The organism is Spelaeicoccus albus, from assembly GCF_013409065.1.
In the GTDB taxonomy this organism is placed as follows: domain Bacteria; phylum Actinomycetota; class Actinomycetes; order Actinomycetales; family Brevibacteriaceae; genus Spelaeicoccus; species Spelaeicoccus albus.
In genome coordinates this window covers 1,398,811-1,418,609 of the sequence record NZ_JACBZP010000001.1, presented here as the reverse complement: position 1 = coordinate 1,418,609, position 19,799 = coordinate 1,398,811, and the positions used below count along the sequence as shown (strand labels likewise).

The window sequence follows — 19,799 nt, the reverse complement described above, 5'->3', positions numbered from 1 at the left end:
CACGCCTGATCCCATGGATCAAGGGCGGACCCATAGCCCGGACGGGATCGAGATCCGCGTTTCTCACAACCAGATTCGTCGGATGCTGAAACGGCCCTGTGTCGTCAAACGGTGCAGCGACTACGATCGGATCCATGCACAATGTCCGAGCCCACTATGAGCTCGCCGATCGCATCCGCACCGCACGGACGAGCGCTGCCATGTCACAGAGAGCACTGGCAGACGCGGTTGGATGTGATAGGACGACGATGAGCCGGATCGAACGCGCGACATCATCACCGAGGTTCGACCTGATCGTGCGGATCGCCAAGGCTCTTGACGTCACTGTTGCTGCGCTCGTCCGCGACCGGTAGCGGAAATGTGACAGATTCACCGGCCCGCTATCAGGAGCCTGTCGCACGATTCGCGCCCCGAGTGATGCTCCCCGGCCTTGCGGGTTGACGCTGATCCTGGCCGGCGTAGCCGGCCCTGGAGATTGACGGGTAGGCAATCATGGGCGCGTCGCTGAGAAGCCGCGCAACCAGTGATGAGTAGAGCGCCGAGCATTCTCGGCGCTCTACTACATGGGTCATCGACTATCGCGCGTGCAGGCTCTGCTCACTTCTTCTTCCCATGCGCTTCGTCGAGGTAAGCACGGATCGCTATCCGCGCCAGTTCGCGATCGTTTGGCGCACCGAAGGTCTGCTCGAGCTCAGAAAGTGACTCTTCCACCACCTTCTCGATGCTGAAGGGATCAGCCCCGCCTGTCAGAGCGTGCCTCATCCCAACATCGAGAAGCGTAGTGCTGACGGTCTCTTCAAAGTAGTTCTCCAGTCCTTCGCGAAGCGGCGGGCAACTCCGCCGCCGAGAAGGGGGCCAACGCGTTCGCGATGGAGATCCTCTTCGGCGAGGCGGGCGTCTCGCAATTCCGGGGCCTGTCCTACGACCGGGAGATCGCCGACAAGACGCGCGAGATCGGCATCGCGCCGGGCGTCGCCGTCCATCAGATGCACCGGCCCAGGCTGCTGGACTGCAAGTTCGGCAACCGTCTCAGCGTAGACCTCGCAGGCAGCTTCACGGAGTGACAGGGCAGCTCGTGCCAACCGAATCATCCAAACTTCTCCTTCTCGACACCAACGTCCTGTCGCCGGAGAAGCTGGCGGAGCACGAGTCTTGGAACGGTGCGACGCTGGTGACCTCATCGACCTCCGTCCAGGAGGTCCTCGGTATGCAGAGGCCGGACAGGGAGGTGAGATATCGCTACGCCCTCCCGGTGATGGAGGACCGCATTGTCCACCACGCGGGCGTCTCTTCGGCCCAGTTCCTACGCTGGATGTCCGAGCACGCGAAGCACAGGCCGGTGTCCAGGCAGACGGACTCCCTCATTGTGCCTGCCTCTCGGCTGTGCCCGGAGACACGCGAACTCGGCCACTGGGCGATCTCGCTCGCACACGAAACGGGGCAGGACCGGCTCTTCCGCGTTTTCGCCTCTCGCGCGCTGAGGCGCAAGCAGCTGAGCCGAATCATGGACAAGTGGGAGTTCCTCCGTGAAGAGCTGGATATGGTGATCCCGCTGGACGAAAGCATCGCCGCCTGCGCCGGGGCGCTGGCGAACGAGTTAGTCGACTCCGGCCTGCATGTGAGGGGAACGGTGCGAAACGCGATGAACGACATGTACGTCGCGGCCACTTCCCTCACGACGGGCATCCCGCTGGCCACCGACGACGTGCAGCTCCGAACCTTCTACCGGGCGCATGGCTGGACGGTGACCAGCAACGATGACCTGTACATCGCGTCGCCCGAGCCGTTGGCCGAGGTCAATCCCTCCGACATCGCTCCAGTGCACAAAGGCGACCGCTACGTGAACCTGCCTCCGGGCCTGCGCTCGCGCATCGACCGCACGCCGCCCGGGCGCTGAGCGGGTAGGCGGCCGCTGTCAGGGCCTGCGCCGATCAGTTCCGGTTCAGCCCGTGCCTGCGGGTGTCCAGCGCGTATTTGAAATGGCTTTCGGCCTCGTCGACCTCCCGCCTCGGCGTTGCCGGGTCGAACACTCGCGGGATGGGGTAGCGGAAGGTCGCAGGGTCGCGGCCACGCAGTTCGACGTTGCCGCCATGACCGTTCGCCACATAGGCACTCCAGCACTGTCGGATGCTCTCGGCACCATCCGCCTTGCCGACGTAATGGCGTCCGTAGCGGGTATCGGTGATCAGGTAGATGCCCACCACAGACGAGAGCGCCGCCCTCCAGGCCGCGTACTGGTGCTCGCGCATGACCGCCTGCAGCTGCGCGCGGTCGAGGACGAGCCGGTCGAAGCCGGGGAACGGCACCGGCTGCGCGTCGGCGATCTCCACGACCGGGTAGCCGGCCGCCGTCGGACCGTTGAGACGCCAGGTGCGAGGTGACCGTCAGCCGATCACGAGGCGGTTTCTGAGATCCGCGAGGTGTTCGGAGACGACGAAGTCGAAGATGCGCCGAGCGCCGTCGTTGGAGACCTCGCCGCGGTTCTCCAGCACCGACCATAGCCGGGCCCGGTCTCCGCCCTCGCGGATGAACACGACCCAGAGCCTGGGCGGGTGCGCTGGGAAAATCTTCGGCCTCGCCGACTGCTGGCTCGTGTACGCGAGGATCTCCTCGGCGGTCGAGTCCGCGTTGATGCCGGGCAGTCCGGAGTCCTCGTGCTCGCGCACGAATGCGTGGCGGATGGCATGGGCGTCGTCAGGGTCGATCCCGGCGCTGCGGAGGATCGGTTCGAGCGTCAGGGTCATCCGAGCGCCAACCCCCCAAATGCCGAGCGGAATCCCTCAGCGTCGTCTTGGATCTCGCTCTCCGGACCGTATTGATAGCTGACCATGCGGACACTGGCACCCTCCGTCCGGTTGTAGAAGTAGGTCGTGTACTGCGCGTCCCGCTGAGACGCGCGCAGCTGCACGAACTGTCCCAACCGCAACGGCGTCTGCGACCCATCCCGCACCAGGTACAAGTTGCCGTGGATCATCTCGTCGCCGATGCTGAAGTCCTTGGTCTTGAACGGGGATCGGGTCCCGACCGCGACTTCAGCCGTCTGGACGCGCCCGTCGCGTCGGAGCTTCGAGCTTCCGGCGCGCACAAGGAGCAGCTGTGTCCAGACATTCCCGAGGATCTGCCGCAGTTCGCTGAGGTCCGACACGAGGGACACCACCTGCGCCCTCCACTCCTCGTCCGAGGTATAGCCGGTATGGCCGAGCCACCGATTCCGCTTGGTGTTCACCTCGTTGACCTTCTTGACGAGGTTCTTCGAGACCAGCCGTTCTATCCCGCCCTGGCCCAGGTCGGCGAACGATCTGCGTACACGAGCGATTTCATCGGCGTCGCCTCCTTCGAGCGCCCGGCGAAACTCCTTCGAAACTCGTTCGATGATGATCACCCAAGTCCCGAACGAGGCCCGCTCGATGCCCAGATGCTGCTGCTGCAACGCGTCTCCGATCGCGGCCTCGACCTCACCACTGTTTCCCGGATCGGTGCGACTCGCAGAGAGCAGGACGGTGGCATGGAACGTCACGATCGCTTCCCACGCGTGGATGTAGGCGCGTTGCTGCTCACCAGGCGTCGATGCCGTCTCAGCAGTCCACAACGCCGAAGCGACCGGGTACGGCAGCTGGTCCAGCCACGCGCTGACCGAGTCGTCGAATGCGCCAGCGATTCTGCTCACGACAGACTCGGCAGTTTCGGGAGACGCCCAGACGCTCTCTCGCTGGGCGTTCAGTTCTGCTTCGAAGGAAGCGAGTCGCTCATCGGCCGACACGAGCGCGAGCTGCGTGCCGCGATCCGGCACGGGGACAATGAGCTCATCCGCCCAGCGCATCAAGGATCTGGAGTCCGATCTCAGCGCGTGGAGGAAAGTCCCAGTGCTGCTGGCCTCGATGGCCCGCCGGCGACTGGAGAAACCCTGCTCCGAGTTGAGCCACGCCGTCAAGAAGTTCGGGTCGACCACCTCGTCATCCAACCGGATTGAGAGGACCCGACCACTGGAGCCCGTGGCAGAGGTCTCCGCGGCCACTTTGCCCTCTCGCGTCGTCGGGACGTACAGCTGCCCGTCTGGAGCGGAATTTCCTGAAGCTTTCACAGACACAGGCTCGAATGCGATCAAGCTACTCAGCCGTCGCGCCCGCCAGCCCTTCGACTCGATGTCCTTGAAAAGCTCGCGCGAATCGTCCCCGAAGAAGCGGCTCGGGTCGAGATCGATGGTCTCCCGGTTGTCGCCGACGACCGATACCCCAGAGGCCGGACCGTAGCGGGACTCCAGGAACCGGTCGTCGATCGGTGTGTCGGCGTACGTCGTCACACGCCATGAAAGCCGCTTTCCCTCGTTCGACACCCGTTCGAGGCGTGTGTCTCGTCGAGTGAACTGCCGGACGGCGATGTTGCGGTTGCGGGGCCCGGGCTTACCGGTCCTGAGCCCCGACTCGAGATCCCGGAAGGCATTGCCCCGCATCGAGCGGTGCCGGCGCTGGATCGTGAACTCGGTCTGCAGATCGGCGATCATCGCCTTGCCACGGGCGACGTCCTCAGGTTTGTTCGAGAAGGTCAAGAGATACAGCGGAATCGCCGTGTTCGGTGCGAGGCCGTCGGGAAGGCGGGTGACCGACTCCAGCAAGCCGGCCTGGACGATCCGCTCCCGCACAACGGCAGTTGCACCGCCAGAACTCAGCGCACCGGGGTTCACCAAGGTGGCGACACGTCCTCCACCTTCCTCTGCTGGGCGGAGCTTCTCGAGCGCCAAGGAGATGAACAGCCAGGTGCTGTCGGAACGCTGAGGGCGGCCGAATCCGAACTCGCCGTGCTTCTGTCGTGCTTCCACAGCAGCTGCCGAGCCCTGCCAGTCCATCCCCCAGGGCGCATCGACGATCACCAGATCGGCGCAGAAGTCCTCAAAGGCATCGTGCGCCAGCGTGTCCGCACGGGCAATCTCCGCGTCGGGAACTGTCTCGAATCGCCGGCGACTCTTGGCCACGGCGGCTTCGTTGATGTCCTGACCGCGGTAGCGGACCTGCGCTCCCGATCTCTGCAGCGCGTCGACCAGGAGGTACCCGGCAAACCCCAGTCCGGCCGCAGGGTCCCAGACGTTCACAGTCGTGAGACTCGGGTCGAGCCGGCTGAGGCCGCCGACGGCAAGTGCCCGCGCCAAGGACACGCTCGTCGCGTGCTCCAAGCCGGCCAGTCCGCGATCGTTGCCCGAATACGGGACGGACTCAGAGTCCTCGTTCACGGCGCGAATCGCCGGGTGCGGTGCGCTCTTCGTCGCCATCGCCCTACTCACCCTTGCCCGATTCCGCGTGGTCTTCCGAATCTGTGTCATCCGCCATTCGCAGCCTGCGAGACTGGTAAAGGTACTGCCCGATCAGCCGGATGAACTCATCGGCGCGGTCGCTCTCACCGGTAAGCGCACCGGTGAGCTTGCCGAACGCGCCCTCGTTGAGCACAGCCGCATCCGTGAGCGTCTCGCGTAGCTCAGGCGACGCCATGAACTGGTCGAGCGCGTTGTGATCAATCTGATCAGCGATGCGAGAGTCTTCCTCGGCCATGCCAGCCGCTGCGTGGACGAAGCCTTCGATCTGCGGGTCGGCGAACTCGGAGCCGAACAACTCGTTGATCTTCGACACCACCTCCGACAGCAACGCCTGTTGCGGATCCTGACGCGACACGTGCGATCCGAGACCCGTTATCCCTTGCAGGCCCGGAGCCTCCTGGTCTCCAGACAACGCGATGTCGGCCCTGCCCTGGTCGATCTGTCGGACCCTGCGCATCTCCAAGCCCGACACATCCACGTCCGGGTCAGCACCGTCGGTCGGCAGCAGACGCACCAGCTGACGCAGGAACTCGGCGAGCTTCTCCAAGTCGCTCGTGCCGTAGTCGACCACCTGCGACATGAAGTCGTACAGCCTGACGTACGAGCCGCAGTCCTTCCGGAACGTGCGCAGTTCGTCGAGCGCTTCGCTGTCTTCGTCGGCCTGCGCTTCGTTCCAGCGGGCGACGAACTCATCGCGCGCCGGAGTCACGGCCGCGGCCAGCGCGGCATGCGACTGCTTCCGCGCCCACCATGCCTCCGCATAGCGCTCGACATCGTTCGGAGTGTAAATCCGAGCCTGAGCGAGCTTGGTGGCCAACTGGTGCACGAGGTTCGGGTCGGTCTCCTTCTCCACATACGCCTCGAGGTAGTACGTCAAGAACGCTTCGTGGATGTCATCGGGATCGTTGACGAAGTCGAGCACGAACGTGCGGTCCTTCATCTCCCCCGACGGCGCACGATACGTACGGTTCAGGCGCGACAGCGTCTGCACCGCATGCACGTCCGGCAGCTTCTTGTCCACATACATCGCGCACAGCAGCGGCTGGTCGAAGCCGGTCTGAAACTTGTCGGCGACGATCATGAGCCGGTACTCGGAGCGGCGGAACTCCCGCACGAGGTCGGACCCGACGCCGGAGTTCATCGATGCCTCGGTCGCGTCCTCGATGCCATAGTCCTCGTCGCTCAAGCTGCCGCTGAACGCGACGATCGACTGGTACGCGTATCCGCGCTGCTTGAGGTACTTGTCGGTCTCGATCTTGTACCGAAGTGCAGCCTGGCGAGAGTCGGTGACGACCATCGCCTTCGCGTGCCCGTCCAGCAGGTGCGCGACGTTGGCCCGAAAATGCTCGACGATGATCTCGACTTTCTGGCCGATGTTCGTCGGATGCAGGTTCGCGAACCGCATGATCTTCCGCGTCGCCGTCTTCGGGTCCACGAGAAGATCGTCGTCCGGGCCGATGCCCGTCGCGATCCCGGCCTTGCCCTGCTGCTCGATCTCGAACGCCGTCCGGTACGTCTGGTAGCCGCGGAGCACGTCGAGGATGAAGCCCTCCTCAATTGCCTGCCGCATCGGGTACACGTCGAACGAGACCGGCATGCCATCATCACCCGGACGACCGAACAGCTGCTTCGTCTTCGCCTTCGGCGTCGCCGTGAACGCCAGCAGCGACACGTTCCGCGCGCCGGCGCGCGCCGCCGTCTCCGCCGCGATCTGGCGTTCACGGGCCGCGTCCGCTTCGACGAGCTGATTAATCACATCCTGACCATCGAACTCGTCATCATCGGCGAGCTCGCCGCCTTCGGTGAGCACGTTCTTCAGCTCCGCCGCCGTCTTGCCCGACTGAGAGGTATGAGCCTCGTCGACGATCACCGCGAAGTTCTTCGTGCCGAGCTTCGTCTCCAGCAGATCCTTCACGAACGGGAACGTCTGCAGCGTGACGACGATGATCAGCGACGACCCGGTCAGCGCGTCCAGCAGCGCCCGAGACTTCGAGCCCCCGGAGCGGCGCACGGCCGGCGAGTCGATCACTGCGACAATGCCGCGAGCGTCGTCGACCTGCTCCACCGCCTGCTGTAGCTGCGCATCCAGCACCCGGCGGTCCGAGACGATGATGACCTTGTCGAACACCTTCTCGTTCGACCGGTCGTGCAAGCGGGCGAGGCGATGCGCCGTCCACGCGATCGTGTTCGTCTTCCCCGACCCGGCAGAGTGCTCGATCAGGTACCTGCGGCCTGGGCCCTCGTCGCCGATCGTGTCGACGACTTTCTTCACCGCACGCCATTGGTGATAGCGCGGGAACATCAGCGCCGTCGACCGCGTGATCTTCCCCGTCGCCGGGTCCTCGTCCAAGTCGGTCTTCAGGAACATCTGCGAGCCGAGGACCGACAGGAAGTTGTCGCGCTGCAGCACCTCCTCCCAGAGGTACGAGGTCGCAGGCCGCGAAGGATTCGCTGGGTTCCCCGCGGCACCGGTGTCGTCATGGCCCCGGTTGAAGGGCAGGAAGTATGTCGTCTCCCCCGCCAGCTTCGTCGTCATGTGCACCTCGTCGTCGTCGACCGCGAAGTGCACCAGCGCGCGCGTGCCGAACCCGAGCAGCGGCTGGCCGGCCGGGTCTCGGTCCTTCCGGTACTGGGTGACGGCCGTGCGCCACTGCTGCTTGAAGAACGACTTCAGTTCGCAGGTCGCCACGGGCAGGCCGTTGACAAAGAAGACGAGGTCGATCGACCGCGTATCCCCTCTCTTCGGCGAGAAGTAGACCTGCCGGGCAACGCGCAGCCGCACCTTCTGGTACTGCTCGGTCACGGTCTTATTCAGGGTCGTCGCCGGCTTGAACTGGCACATCCGGAAATGCGCCGTCGCCCCGCGCGTGTGCGAGAACTTCCGACGCAGGACGTTGAGCGTCCCGCCGCCCGAACTCATCGAAGTGTCCAGTCGAGTGACGAGCGTCGACAGCAACGCCTCGCGATCGGCCTGCTCGGCACCGTTGCCGACGCGCACTACCTTCGCGTATTCGTCTGGCTGGGTCTCGCTGAGCCACCAGAGCACGTCCTCGGACCAGATCGCACGCTCCGTGTCATAGCCGTCGTCGTTCGGGCTGTATAGCCACTCATGCTTACCGAGGAATTCAGCGATCTCAACCTCGAGCGCTTCCTCGCGGGTACCGTCTAATAACGCCATCGTCTTCAACCAGCCTTTCGTGCTGTGCGCACGTCGAACTGCCCCGTCACCGCCGCCGTGACCAACGCGGCACGGCGCTCCTTCGCCAGCGCGATGTGCTCTTCAGCCTTGGCGATGAGGGTATCGATGCGGGAGGTCGCGTGATGCGCTCTGTACACGATGCGCTCTTGCTCTTCTGGTGACGGCAAGGGGATCTTAAACGCTCTTAGGTCGCCCATCCCGATCGTCCTGATAGTCGACCCGTCCGTCAGGCTGTCGAAGTACTGCTGCATCGCTGACGTGAACAACAGCCAGAGGTATCTCGGGTTTAAAGCTGGGCCGCATACCCAGTTCGCAAAGTGTTGTGATGTGGCCATCGGCGCTTGCATGATCGCCGATCGTCCGATGGTAGCGTCACGCGAGAGGACGACGGTTCCCACAGGGAGCAGGCGCGCCGAACTGTTGGCAATCCCCGCATCGCTGATCAGGTTGACCGTCTCCGCGATGTACTCCCAGTCAGAAAGAGCGGATACATCATTCAGGCTTATCCATGGGATGTAAGCGTCCACCCACCACTCCGGACGGCTTCGGCTGGGCGTGTGCCCGCTCTCCAGTTTCGCGATACTCGTCAATGGCACGACTCGCCAAGCGGCAGGAACTTTTGGAGCCCAGACGAGGTCAGTCGGGGAAAGGTCGACGTCGGCGGACACGCCTCGGGTCGCGAGAGCTGAGCGCACTGCTATCCGTCGTTCCTTTAGCAGTCGAATCAGCTCATCCTGCTTCGTCACAAGCGCGTCGATCTGGGCCGTCTCGTGGTCCAGGTAGTCTGCAATGGCACGCTGCTCGTCGAGTGGCGGGAGCGGGATCGGTAACGTCTTCAGCTTTCCAGCACTGATGTGCACGACGGTGAAGCCGGTCGAACGAATAGCTTTGTGCGCTCTCAACGGCTTCGAGTCCAACACATATGTAAGGTAAACAGAGTCGACCACCGCACGATGCGGCGTGAAGACTACTGAGTCGCCGCCTACGAACGCCGGTGATGCGAGGAGTGACAACGCTGCTTTACCGATCTCCTCAGGATCTTCTCCAGATCCCGCGAACACCAGACTCCCTCTCGGGAGCGGTGTATAACGATAAGAGTCATCCGGGCTGATGAAAGAGTGTGCATCCCTGATGACCCTGTCGAACTTCGTGTAGAGCTCGCCGTATCGCACTACAGGGACGCCCGAATCACGGTTGTCCTCCTTGGATCCACCACTTCCTTTGCCGAGGCTCCCGAGAGCGCCCAGACGTACAATGGTCCACGCAGGCGGCAAGTCGCCGATCCAATCCTCGCGGGTCATGCTTCCACGTCCCGCAACTGCTCCATGATCTCGCCGACGACGTGCTCCAGGTCGGCGTCGATCTCTTCGAGTGGCCGGGGCGGCTCATACGTGTAGAAGTGGCGCGTGAACGGAATTTCGTACCCGGTCTTCGTCTTGTCCCAGTCAATCCACGCATCGGCAACGTACGGCTTCACTTCCGCGGCGAAGTACGCCTGCACAGTCTCCTCGCACGCCTCGTGCGTCTTGGGGTAATCACTCCAGCCGAACGGGACGTTCTCGGTGTCGCGAAGCGCGGGATCCGGCTCGAGATCGCCCTTATTCTTGCCAGACTGCACGCGGCAGTAGTCGGCCGTCTCGTCGTGGACGCCGACCGTCTGCCACAGCTTCTTGCGCTGTGCCGGCGTGAGCTTCACGCCGTGATCTCCGAGGTGGCGACCGAGCTCCTTGTCGAACTTTTCTCGGTTCAGGTAGACGTCGTCGCCGAACGCCTCGAGCGCCGCGGTGAGGCCGTCGATCTTCGCCAGGGTCTTCTGCTCCGCCACGGTGCTGATCGCTTCTGGCGTGCACTGGAACCGCAGCTGCAGTGGGCGCTCGACTGTGACCGTCCAGTACGCGAAGTCGCGCTTGTGAAACGTCTTCACCGGGACCTCGACATCGTCCTCGCTCAAGGTGCCGGTGAAGGCTCGCACGACGGCGTCGCGGTGCGCGTCAGGGATCTCCATTCTCTTCGACCCGATCGACTTGCGCAGCCTCGCGCCGAGACCCGTCGCATCGATCAGCTGGACCGTGTCCTTGCGGTCCTCCGGCTTCGCGTTCGACAGGATCCACAGGTAGGTCGCGATGCCGGTGTTGTAGAACATGTCGTTCGGCAGTGCCACGATCGCCTCGACGAGATCATTCTCGAGCATGTGGCCGCGGATCTCCGACGGCCCCGAGCCCGCCCCGCCGTTGAACAGCGGCGAACCGTTCAAGACGATGCCGGCCTTGCCTCCGCGACCTGTCTCGTCGACGTCGCGCATCTTCGAGGCGACGTGCAGGAGGAAGAGCATCGCCGCATCACCGACCGCAGGAAGCCCGGGCGCGAAGCGCCCCTGTCCGCCGCGAGCGTGCTCTGCCTTTACGTCCGATTCGACGGCCTTCCAGTCGGTCCCAAAGGGCGGGTTCGACAGGACGTAGTCGAACTGGCGGTCCTCGAATCGGTCGACGGTGAGCGTGTCGCCCTGACGGACGTTGGTCGGGTCCTGGCCGGTGATGAGCAGATCGGCCTTGCAGATCGCATAGGTGCGCTTGTTGATCTCCTGTCCGAACAGCGCCGTCGACGCGTCCGGGCTGAAGCTGCGCAGGTGATCGTCGGCGACGCTGAGCATACCTCCGGTGCCGACGGTCGGGTCGTAGATCGATCGGACCGTACCGCGGCCTCGAAGAGCATCGGCGTCATCGGCATAGACGAGGTCGACCAGGAGCCTAACGACGTCGCGCGGGGTGTAGAACTGGCCTGCGCCCTCGTTGGCCGACTCAGCGAAGCGGTAGATGAGGTTCTCGAACAGGTCGCCCATGTCGGCGTTCGACACTGAACCCGGCGACAGATCGATGCTCTCGAAGTGTCGGGTCGCCTGCTGCAGTCGGTCGCGGCTGTCTAGCGTGCGGATGATGTTCTCGAAGTCGAAGGACTTGAACACGTCGAGGTTCGTCGAGAACCCGCCGACGTAGTCGATGAGGTTCTCCGCGAGGTTGTCGGGGTCTTGCAGCGCCTTCTTCAACGTGTAGTCGCTCGTCGTCCATAACGACAGGCCAGGGTTATCGGCCGTCCGTGTCTTCAGCTTCAGGTGCGTGCGCCGCTGCTGTTCCCCCTCGTAGCCGGCGACGACCTCCGCCATCACTTCCCGGTGTGGATCCATGACACATTCCAGGCGCCGCAGCACCGTGAACGGGAGGATGACAGAGCCGTACTCGGACTCGGAATACGGGCCACGCAGAGTGTCGGCGACACTCCATACGAAGCCTGACAGAGCTGACACGATTGAGAGTTCTCCTGGTAGACGAGACAAACTGGCGAGCTTTCTCAATACTACGGGCGAGGTATGTCACAGCGACGGATCGACTCAGCGATGACCCTGCGGCAACCTTCTCCTACGATCGATCGCCCACAGACGCTTAATGGGACTAGAGCCACCTCAGCTAAAGCGATGCCGACCGCACGCTGCACCCGATGTGATCGCGGGCCTCGCTGAGACTGCCCCAAGATCTCGCATCTACTCCGCAGATTCAGCGACAAAGCGAAGTAGAGCCTGACATCGGATTCGACCTCTGACCAGGCATGATCGAAGCTCACGGCATCCCGCAGAAACCCGCGAATGAGGCGATCTCTTAATCGGAAGGCCACCGGATCGACGACGTAGGGGGACTCCACCGGGACATGTAAGCGGCTTAGCGGAACCAGCTGGACTTTGGCCATTTCGCAAGCTCCCCGCTACCTCGAAGGAGCTGGCGGCCGCCGGGCTCAGCAGCCGACTCAGCAGCGCAAGGAACCTTCGGCTCACCTTGGACTCCGTTTTGACATCGTTCCAATGCAAGCTCTCGTCGAACGTCGGAATGTCGAAGGGCAGCTCGCGAATCGCGAAAGGCCACGACTTTGTGAACCGCTCGGCAACCCGTAACGGTACGATCGCCGCTATGTGCTGTTATCCATGCTGTGGGGCAACACCGCGAAGTGCCGCAGCTTCAATACCGTCCGTTCATCGAGCCGGGCCGCTTCGAGGGCATCGTCCACTTGATAATACCCCGCTTCTAATCGATCACTACATCACGCAGCGATTCGAACTCGTCCACACTCAACAACTCATGCGGGCCGACGCCAGCCAAATTATCCGGAACCATCCACACACTGGTCATAACTTCCGCTACCTGAGCCACGACGACAGGACGCTCGCGATAGCAGCGTCAATACTGCCGTGCTACAGACACGTACCTGGTCGAACTCCATCGCCACCACGTCAATTGCAACGTCCAGCGCGTCCTGTGTTTACGAATCTGGTTGAGTTCCAACGCACGTCTCGTTCGCGTCAATCAGCCAAGAAGTAGGAAAGTGGGCACGGTACACATCGTCGGTTTCCAGGACGATAGTTCCTCTACAGTGCGGTCCAAAGTCGTATCTGTCTTTTAAATCTCTGATGGTCTAAAGATCTTGAAATATCAGTCAGCAAATTCGTACGGCGACTACCTGTTAAGAATCCGGTACGACTTCGCCAGCCTCCGCGCCGCCGACACCGAGCCGACGAGCGGGTGCAGCGCGAAGGCCTTCACCATATTCTCCGGATCACCATCGCGTGCGGCCGAGATCGTCAACTGGTCGACAGCCTTTACCTGCTGCACGAGTCCGAGCTGGTGGCCTTCCAACGGAGCCACGGCCAGCGGCTCCGCCCCCTGCCCGGCGATGTGGCACGGCACCTCCACCACGGCGTCTTCCGGTAGCCCCGGCAGTGCGTGACCGTTGCGCACGTTGAGGATCATCCGCGTAGCCTCGCCGCGCATCACTGCGGCCATATATTCCAACGCCACGTCTTCGTACCCGCCGCCGGCGATGTCCTCGTACTCGCGCTCGTCGTCCGGATTGCGCAGCTCGGCCAAATAGGTCGTCTCCCGTTCGCGCCGGCTCTGCCGCCACGCCTCCAGCGCATGCTCAGGATCTCGCGCCACCGCGTCATAGAACTGCGTCTGCTGCTGTAGCAAGAAGTCCCCGCGCGTTTGCTCCGCCGACCGCACGGACCCGACGGCTTCCCGTGCGAAGTAATAGTAGTACAGGTATTCGTTCGGCAGCGCACCAAGAAGTCGGACCCAGTCGTATCCGAACAGCCGCGCTTCCTCGATGTGCGCCAACCGGCCGTTGTCCGCAAGCAGCCCCGGAAGCAGATCCGTGCCGTCGTGTTCGAGCGAGCGCAACCAGCCGAGATGGTTCAGCCCCGCATACCCGGCAATTGTCTCGTGCGGGTCGACACCGACAGCCCGCGCCGCCCGGCGAATCAAAGCGACCGGCGAATCGCAGATCCCCACGACCCGATCGCCCAACACGCTTTGCATCGCCTCGGTGATCATGCCGGCCGGATTCGTGAAGTTGATGACCTGCGCCCCCGGCACGTCCGCCGCGATCGCTTCCGCAAGTCTCAGCGCCACCGGCACGGTACGCCACCCGTACGCCAACCCTCCGGGGCCGGTAGTCTCCTGACCGAGCACCCCGCATTCCAGCGCAATGTGCTCGTCGGACGCACGTCCCCGCAATCCGTCGACCCGCATTGCCGAAAAGATGAAGTCGGCTCCGCCGATCGCCTCGTGCAAGTCGGTGGACAGCGTCACGCGTGGCCCGTCCCGCTCGGGAGCTTCGGCCTGCTGCTGATCCACCACGGCCTTGATGGCGGCCAAACGATCCCGGTCAACGTCGTACAAGGTCACGTCGTCGATGCGCGGCTCACGCTCGTCCATCAAGAGAGCGTGATAAATGAGCGGCACGCGGAACCCGCCGCCACCGATGATTGTCAGTTTCACAGGACCTCTACTCCGTGTTCGTCGCAGTACTGGCGAGTCTGCCGCGGAATGTCGGCGTTCGACACAAGCGTGCCGACGTCGCTCAGACTGCAGACCTTGAATGCGCCCGACCCGGGAAATTTGTGCTCGTCGGCAACCAGGACGGACCGCTCGGCCGCCCGCATCAGCGAACATTTCACCGGCACTTCACTCGGCGTACTGTCGAGTACGTCCCCGTTTGCTCGCACGCCGCTCGTGCCGAGAAAGGTGATGTCGGCGCGCACTTGGCCCAGCGCCGACGTCGTCAACTGGCCGACCATCGACTGGTACGACCGGCGCACCACGCCGCCCAGCAAAATCAGTTCGATGCCCGCTTCATTCCGCAAAATCTCATAGACGGCCAGGCTTGCCGTGATCACCGTCAGGCGTCGCCCGCGCAGTTGTTCGGCGAGACTCGCCGTCGTTGTGCCGATGTCCAGCAGGACGATCGCGCCGTCCTCGACCAAGGACGCCGCACGGCGCGCGACGTCGAGCTTCTCTACTTTGTCGGTGACGGCGACTGACGAGAACGGGTGCAAATTGTCGGCGTCGTCGGAAATTCGCGCGCCCCCGCGGATGCGTTCGAGCGTTCCCTCGCCGTTCAAACGGTTCAAATCGCGTCGCACAGTCGACGCGCTCACGCCCAGGAGCTGGGACAAATCGTCGACCGACACCGGGCCGGAACGGCGCACGGCCCGGACGATCTCGGCCTCCCTGTCTGCCTGCAACACGACATTAGTCTAAGCCAGAATGAGCATTTCCAGTCAACTCTGTTCATTCACAGTCATCATTGATACTCTGATTGCGCACTTATGAACGTATGCGACAACGGAGACTTGCAATGGCAGCGAGCGACAACGACGCCGAGCACGGCGCACGTCCCGACTTCGACGTGTTCGTTCACGGCACCGTCTTCTTCGATCTCATCTTCACCGGACTCGAATCAGTGCCGCCGCCCGGCGTCGAGCTACAGGCCAGCGGCATGGGCTCCTCCCCCGGCGGCATCGCCAACCTGGCCACCGCATCGAGCCGGCTCGGGCTCTTGACATCCATGTCCGCGGCGTTCGGCGACGACGTCTACGGCGATTTCTGCTGGTCCACCCTTTCCGAGCAGGAAGGCGTCGACCTTTCGAGCTCGCGCCGGTTTGAAGGGTGGCACTCGCCCGTCACGGTGTCGATGGCCACGCGCGGTGACCGGAGCATGGTCACGCACAGCCACCCGCCGCCCCTGACGGCGTCCGAGATGATCGGCACCCCGCCGCGAGCGCGGGCTGTCGTCGCCGATCTGGACGACGGGTCGTGGACGGACGGCGAATCACCGCAGTGGCTGCGGCACGCACGCTCGCAAGGCGCGACAGTGTTCGCCGATATCGGCTGGGACGAAAGCGGCGAATGGGCGCCATCGAAACTCGACCTACTCGCCGAATGCGACGCCTTTCTGCCGAATGCAGGCGAGGCGATGGCCTACACCCGCACCGACTCGCCACGCGACGCGCTGTACGCCCTAGCCGACCGAGTGCCGATCGCGGTCGTCACCAACGGCGCGGACGGCGCAATGGCCATCGATTCGCGCACCGGCGAGGAGGCGCAGGTTCCCGCCCTGAACGTGCCCGCAATCGACGCAACCGGCGCGGGCGACGTCTTCGTCGCCGGGATCATGCTTGGAACGCTCGGCCAATGGCCCTTGACCGACCGCCTCGCGTTTGCGGCACTGTGCTCAGCACTCGCCGTCCAGCAATTCGGCGGATCGCTGTCGAGCCCCGGTCTGGCCGAGGTCCTCGAATGGTGGCGAACGTTAAATAACGACGAACGCTCGAACGCCTACGTGACGTCGCTGCGCCGGCGCTATGCTTTTCTCGACGGCATCCGTTTGCCGAGCAAGGCCCACGCAAGGCGGTTGGCCGAGGCGACTTTTTCTACGCATCCGGGTTCACACATGACGCCGCGGTAGGCGCCTTCAGTCAAGGAGTATCGATGAAACGCTCTAGCAGAAGGATAATCGCGGCGTGGGTCGCACTTCCGGTCGCTGTGGTGCTCGCCGCCTGCAGTGCCCCGGGCGCAGATTCGGGCGGAAGCAAAAAGTCGACCGAGCCCACGAGCGTGTCGAAGGACGTCGCCAAAGCGGGCAAGGTCACGCTACGCGAATGGGACCAGGAGGTCCGCGGCGGGCAGAACGCCGAGATGACTCGGCTGAACAAAGAGTTCATGAAGAAGTACCCGAACGTGACGATCAAACGCACGTCGAAGAGCTTCTCCGATCTCAAGACCACGCTCAAACTCTCCTTGTCGGGCAATCACCCGCCGGACGTCGTCGAAGTGAACCAGGGTTACCCCGACATGGTGTCCTTCGTGCACGCCGGCATGCTGATGAACCTGGACAAGTACGCGAAGGCGTACGACTGGAAGTCCCGGTACTCGCCCGCGCTGCTCGACTTGAACCGGGTGAACAACTCGGCGACGAAATTCGGTGAAGGCCACCTCTACGGCGTTTCGCAGATGGGCGAGTTCATCGGCATCTACTACAACCAGAAGAAGCTGAAGTCGCTCGGCATCAAACCGCCAAAGAACTGGTCGCAGTTCGAGCAGAGCTTGGCGAAGATCAAGAAGGCCGGTCAGTTGCCGATCCAGTTCGGCAATCTGGACAAGTACCCCGCCATTCACACGATCGGGCTGATTCAGGCGCAAAACCAGCCGACGAAGCAGATTCGCTCGCTCGTGTACGGGGGCGGGGATACGAAGTGGACGAGCCCCGGATTTGAAAAGTCGGCAAAGACGCTTCAGCAGTGGACGAAGAAGGGGTACTTCCCGTCCGGGCCGAACGGCATCGGATACGACGACGCCGCGAAGCAGTTCTCCCACGGGCAGGGCGCCTACCTGATCACCGGGACCTGGGAGGCCGCGGACATTAAGAAGCCGATGGGCAACTCGCTACGGATGATGCTTCCGCCGGCGCCCGCCGGGCAGCAACAAGCCACGACCGGCGGCGAGAGCCTGGCGCTGAGTATCACGCAGAAGTCCAAGCATCCGAATGTTGCCGCGGCGTACATCAACTTCCTCACCAGCAAGCACGCGGCAAAGGTCATGGCCGACACCGGCAACCTGCCCGCCGTGCCCGGTGCGACCTCGCCGAAGTCGAAGTACGCGGTCGACAAGGACATGTTCCGGGACTGGAAGAAGATCAACAGCGTCGATGGTCTGGTGCCGTACCTCGACTACTCGTCGCCGACCTTCTACGACACGATCACGGCCGCGCTGCAAGAACTCATTGGCGGCAGTCTCAGCCCGAAACAGTTCGCGGACAAGCTGCAATCCGACGTCAACAAGTTCCACAGCCAGCAGTAATCGTCACCATCGATGTCACTGACGGAGAAGGGCGAGGCGGGGCCGGGCCGGTCGGCGCGGCCGGGCGGATCAGCCAGACGGCGGCGGCCGTGGCACGTGTACCGCCGCGCTCCCGGGGAGCCGCGGACCGTCGGATACTTGTACATCCTGCCGGCGCTCGCGGTGTTCGTGGTGTTCATCGTGCTGCCGTTGCTGCAGTCCGTGCGGTACTCGCTCTACGACTGGGACGGGCTGTCGCCGGCGAGGTGGGCGGGCGCCGACAATTACGTTGCGCTGCTGACCGATCCGGATCTGCGCGGCGCGTTCGTGCACGCGCTGATTCTGCTGCTGTTTTATGCGGCGCTGCCGGTGCTCATCGGGCTGTTGTTGGCGGCGACGATGTCAAGGATCCGCGTTCGCGGCCTGACGTTCTTTCGGACGGTCCTGTTTCTTCCGCAAGTGCTGGCCATGGTCGTGGTGGCGGTCGCGTGGCGGTGGGTGTACGCGCCGTCCGGCGTCGTGAACCAGGTGCTCGGGCTCATCGGCCTCGGCTCGAAGGGCCAGCCGTGGCTCGGCAACCCGGACTTGGCGCTGCCGGCAATCGGCATCGCGGGCACGTGGGTGGGGTTCGGCCTGTGCATGGTGCTGTTCATGGCCGGCGTCCAGTCGATTCCGCGCGAGCTGTACGAGGCGGCTCGGCTCGACGGCGCCGGCGCGGTGCGGGAGTTCTTCGCGGTCACGCTTCCGGCGCTCCGGCCGCAGATCGCGGTGGCGACGACGTTGACGATCGTGGCGGGCCTGCGGAACTTCGACTTGATCTACCTGACGACGTCGGGAGGCCCGGGCAACAGCACGTCGGTGCCGGCGTACGAGGTGTACCACCGCGCGTTCGAACTGAGCCAGGTCGGCTCGGCAGCGACGGTCGGCGTCGGCCTGACGGTCGTGGTGTTCGTGCTGACCGCCGTGGTGTCGCGACTGGTGGAGGGTAAGCAGTGATCAGTTCGCGCCGGGACCGGAGCGTCACATACGTCATCTTGATCGTGTTCACGATCATCGCGCTCGTGCCGCTTGTGCAGATCCTGTCGGCGGCGTTGTCGACGGATCAGTACGCTCAGCCGGGCCTGCGGTTCCCGGACGGGTTGCATCTGGAGAACTTCGTGCATGCGTGGACGCGCGGGCACTTCGGTTCGTTCCTCGGATCGTCGGTTCTCGTGGCGGTCACGGTGGTCGTGGCGGCCGGGATCTTTTCCATCATGGCGGCCTATGCGTTCGGCACGATGCGCTTTCCCGGCTCGAAAGTGCTGTTCTACCTGTTCGTCCTCGGGCTGACGATCCCGGAGGAAGTGATAGTGATCCCGCTGTACTACGGGTTTCGGGATCTCAATCTGACGAACACGTATTGGGCGTTGATCCTGCCGCAGACGGCGCAGTCCGTCGCGTTCGGCACGTATTGGATGCGCACGTACTTCGTGTCGGCGTCGCGCTCGCTGATCGAGGCCGCCCGCCTCGACGGCGCGTCGAGTTGGGGCATTTTGTGGAGGATCCTGGTGCCGTCCGGGCGCCCGGCGATCACGACGATGATCGTTATCACCTTCATGTGGACGTGGAACGAATTCCTGCTGCCGCTGGTGATGATCTCGTCGGGGAACCACCGCACCGTGCCGCTTGGACTGGCATTCTTCCAAGGACAGCATTCGTCGGATATTTCCCTGCTGGCAGCCGGCGCAGTGCTCGTCGCCCTGCCCGTGGTCATCGTCTACCTCATCTTCCAGCGGCGCTTCATCGAAGGAATGGTCAGCGGCGCCGTGAAGGAGTAGGGGTGGGAATCTGGCACGAGTTGCAGGTGTTCACCGGTGTTTCACGGTTTGGAGGGCGCTGATACGCCCTCCAGGTTCAGGGCCAACCATGAGAGTAGATGTTCTCGTTTTACTCCGCGTAGAACGATCGTGGCAGCCCATTCATAGATATCCGCACTGTCAGAGGAAACGGCTTCGATATGGGTCCACGATTTCGTCAACGGAAGGGCTTTCCAAGTATCCGACAGAACGCAAAACGCTCCCGCCGACATTGACTCGGTAGCCATCGCGGTTAAATCACTGAATCCGCAACTGAGAAAATCCGGGTGGGGTCACCT

The 19,799-nt window shown here is 63.4% G+C and carries 16 protein-coding genes; 7 read left to right on the top strand and 9 right to left on the bottom strand.

What is annotated here, in order from left to right; genetic code table 11:
* Positions 1-134: 134 nt before the first annotated feature.
* A complete protein-coding gene (locus BJY26_RS06530; RefSeq protein ID WP_179426714.1) occupies positions 135-353 on the top strand; it encodes a helix-turn-helix domain-containing protein in 219 nt (72 codons plus the stop codon).
* Positions 354-597: 244 nt separating this feature from the next.
* Here BJY26_RS06530 and BJY26_RS06525 read toward each other — a convergent pair whose 3' ends face one another.
* A complete protein-coding gene (locus BJY26_RS06525) occupies positions 598-762 on the bottom strand; it encodes a hypothetical protein (protein WP_179426712.1) in 165 nt (54 codons plus the stop codon).
* Positions 763-869: 107 nt separating this feature from the next.
* On the opposite strand from BJY26_RS06525, the gene BJY26_RS06520 reads away from it, so the two are divergent.
* Both BJY26_RS06520 and BJY26_RS06515 read left to right on the top strand, forming a co-directional pair.
* Complete coding sequence (locus BJY26_RS06520) at positions 870-1,064, top strand: hypothetical protein (protein ID WP_179426710.1); 195 nt, start codon at positions 870-872, stop codon at positions 1,062-1,064.
* 11 nt (positions 1,065-1,075) lie between these two features.
* Positions 1,076-1,897 carry a PIN domain-containing protein gene (locus BJY26_RS06515; RefSeq protein ID WP_179426708.1) on the top strand — a complete coding sequence of 274 codons (822 nt, stop codon included), beginning with the start codon at positions 1,076-1,078 and terminating at the stop codon, positions 1,895-1,897.
* 34 nt (positions 1,898-1,931) lie between these two features.
* On the opposite strand, the gene BJY26_RS19030 is transcribed toward BJY26_RS06515, so the two are convergent.
* The 8 genes from BJY26_RS19030 to BJY26_RS06480 form a co-directional block, all read right to left on the bottom strand.
* Entirely contained in the window at positions 1,932-2,330 is a 399-nt protein-coding gene (locus BJY26_RS19030) for a GIY-YIG nuclease family protein (protein WP_237248938.1), read from the bottom strand.
* A gap of 54 nt (positions 2,331-2,384) precedes the next feature.
* Positions 2,385-2,744 (bottom strand): hypothetical protein, encoded by a 360-nt coding sequence (locus tag BJY26_RS19025; protein ID WP_237248937.1) that lies wholly within the window; start codon positions 2,742-2,744, stop codon positions 2,385-2,387.
* Entirely contained in the window at positions 2,741-5,263 is a 2,523-nt protein-coding gene (locus BJY26_RS06505) for an N-6 DNA methylase (RefSeq protein ID WP_179426706.1), read from the bottom strand. Before BJY26_RS06505 ends, BJY26_RS19025 begins: the two co-directional genes overlap by 4 nt.
* Before the next feature lie 4 nt (positions 5,264-5,267).
* Entirely contained in the window at positions 5,268-8,483 is a 3,216-nt protein-coding gene (locus BJY26_RS06500; RefSeq protein WP_179426704.1) for a type I restriction endonuclease subunit R, read from the bottom strand.
* Between the two features lie 5 nt (positions 8,484-8,488).
* Positions 8,489-9,805 carry a restriction endonuclease subunit S gene (locus tag BJY26_RS06495; RefSeq protein ID WP_179426702.1) on the bottom strand — a complete coding sequence of 439 codons (1,317 nt, stop codon included), beginning with the start codon at positions 9,803-9,805 and terminating at the stop codon, positions 8,489-8,491.
* Positions 9,802-11,805 carry a type I restriction-modification system subunit M gene (locus tag BJY26_RS06490; protein WP_179426700.1) on the bottom strand — a complete coding sequence of 668 codons (2,004 nt, stop codon included), beginning with the start codon at positions 11,803-11,805 and terminating at the stop codon, positions 9,802-9,804. The genes BJY26_RS06495 and BJY26_RS06490 overlap by 4 nt, the downstream gene beginning before the upstream one ends.
* 1,198 nt (positions 11,806-13,003) lie before the next feature.
* On the bottom strand, positions 13,004-14,326 hold the full coding sequence (locus BJY26_RS06485; RefSeq protein WP_179426698.1) for a family 4 glycosyl hydrolase: 1,323 nt from the start codon (positions 14,324-14,326) through the stop codon (positions 13,004-13,006).
* Positions 14,323-15,075 carry a DeoR/GlpR family DNA-binding transcription regulator gene (locus BJY26_RS06480; RefSeq protein ID WP_237248936.1) on the bottom strand — a complete coding sequence of 251 codons (753 nt, stop codon included), beginning with the start codon at positions 15,073-15,075 and terminating at the stop codon, positions 14,323-14,325. Before BJY26_RS06480 ends, BJY26_RS06485 begins: the two co-directional genes overlap by 4 nt.
* A 110-nt stretch (positions 15,076-15,185) precedes the next feature.
* Here BJY26_RS06480 and BJY26_RS06475 point away from each other — a divergent pair, with 110 nt between their 5' ends.
* From BJY26_RS06475 to BJY26_RS06460, 4 genes are read left to right on the top strand one after another with little or no spacing between them, the layout of a single operon-like run.
* Positions 15,186-16,295, top strand: a complete 1,110-nt coding sequence (locus BJY26_RS06475; RefSeq protein ID WP_179426696.1) for a carbohydrate kinase family protein — start codon at positions 15,186-15,188, stop codon at positions 16,293-16,295.
* 23 nt (positions 16,296-16,318) lie between these two features.
* Positions 16,319-17,686, top strand: a complete 1,368-nt coding sequence (locus BJY26_RS06470; RefSeq protein ID WP_179426694.1) for an extracellular solute-binding protein — start codon at positions 16,319-16,321, stop codon at positions 17,684-17,686.
* A gap of 12 nt (positions 17,687-17,698) precedes the next feature.
* Positions 17,699-18,661: a carbohydrate ABC transporter permease gene (locus BJY26_RS06465; RefSeq protein WP_179426692.1), complete on the top strand. Its 963-nt coding sequence runs from the start codon at positions 17,699-17,701 to the stop codon at positions 18,659-18,661.
* Positions 18,658-19,482 (top strand): carbohydrate ABC transporter permease, encoded by an 825-nt coding sequence (locus tag BJY26_RS06460; RefSeq protein ID WP_237248935.1) that lies wholly within the window; start codon positions 18,658-18,660, stop codon positions 19,480-19,482. Before BJY26_RS06465 ends, BJY26_RS06460 begins: the two co-directional genes overlap by 4 nt.
* The last annotated feature ends 317 nt before the right edge of the window (positions 19,483-19,799 follow it).

Coding starts and splice junctions, on each gene's coding strand:
- BJY26_RS06530 (WP_179426714.1), top strand. CDS start 135: ATGCACAATGTCCGAGCCCACTATGAGCTCGCCGATCGCATCCGCACC.
- BJY26_RS06525 (WP_179426712.1), bottom strand. CDS start 762: ATGAGGCACGCTCTGACAGGCGGGGCTGATCCCTTCAGCATCGAGAAG.
- BJY26_RS06520 (WP_179426710.1), top strand. CDS start 870: ATGGAGATCCTCTTCGGCGAGGCGGGCGTCTCGCAATTCCGGGGCCTG.
- BJY26_RS19025 (WP_237248937.1), bottom strand. CDS start 2,744: ATGACCCTGACGCTCGAACCGATCCTCCGCAGCGCCGGGATCGACCCT.
- BJY26_RS06505 (WP_179426706.1), bottom strand. CDS start 5,263: ATGGCGACGAAGAGCGCACCGCACCCGGCGATTCGCGCCGTGAACGAG.
- BJY26_RS06500 (WP_179426704.1), bottom strand. CDS start 8,483: ATGGCGTTATTAGACGGTACCCGCGAGGAAGCGCTCGAGGTTGAGATC.
- BJY26_RS06495 (WP_179426702.1), bottom strand. CDS start 9,805: ATGACCCGCGAGGATTGGATCGGCGACTTGCCGCCTGCGTGGACCATT.
- BJY26_RS06475 (WP_179426696.1), top strand. CDS start 15,186: ATGGCAGCGAGCGACAACGACGCCGAGCACGGCGCACGTCCCGACTTC.
- BJY26_RS06470 (WP_179426694.1), top strand. CDS start 16,319: ATGAAACGCTCTAGCAGAAGGATAATCGCGGCGTGGGTCGCACTTCCG.
- BJY26_RS06465 (WP_179426692.1), top strand. CDS start 17,699: ATGTCACTGACGGAGAAGGGCGAGGCGGGGCCGGGCCGGTCGGCGCGG.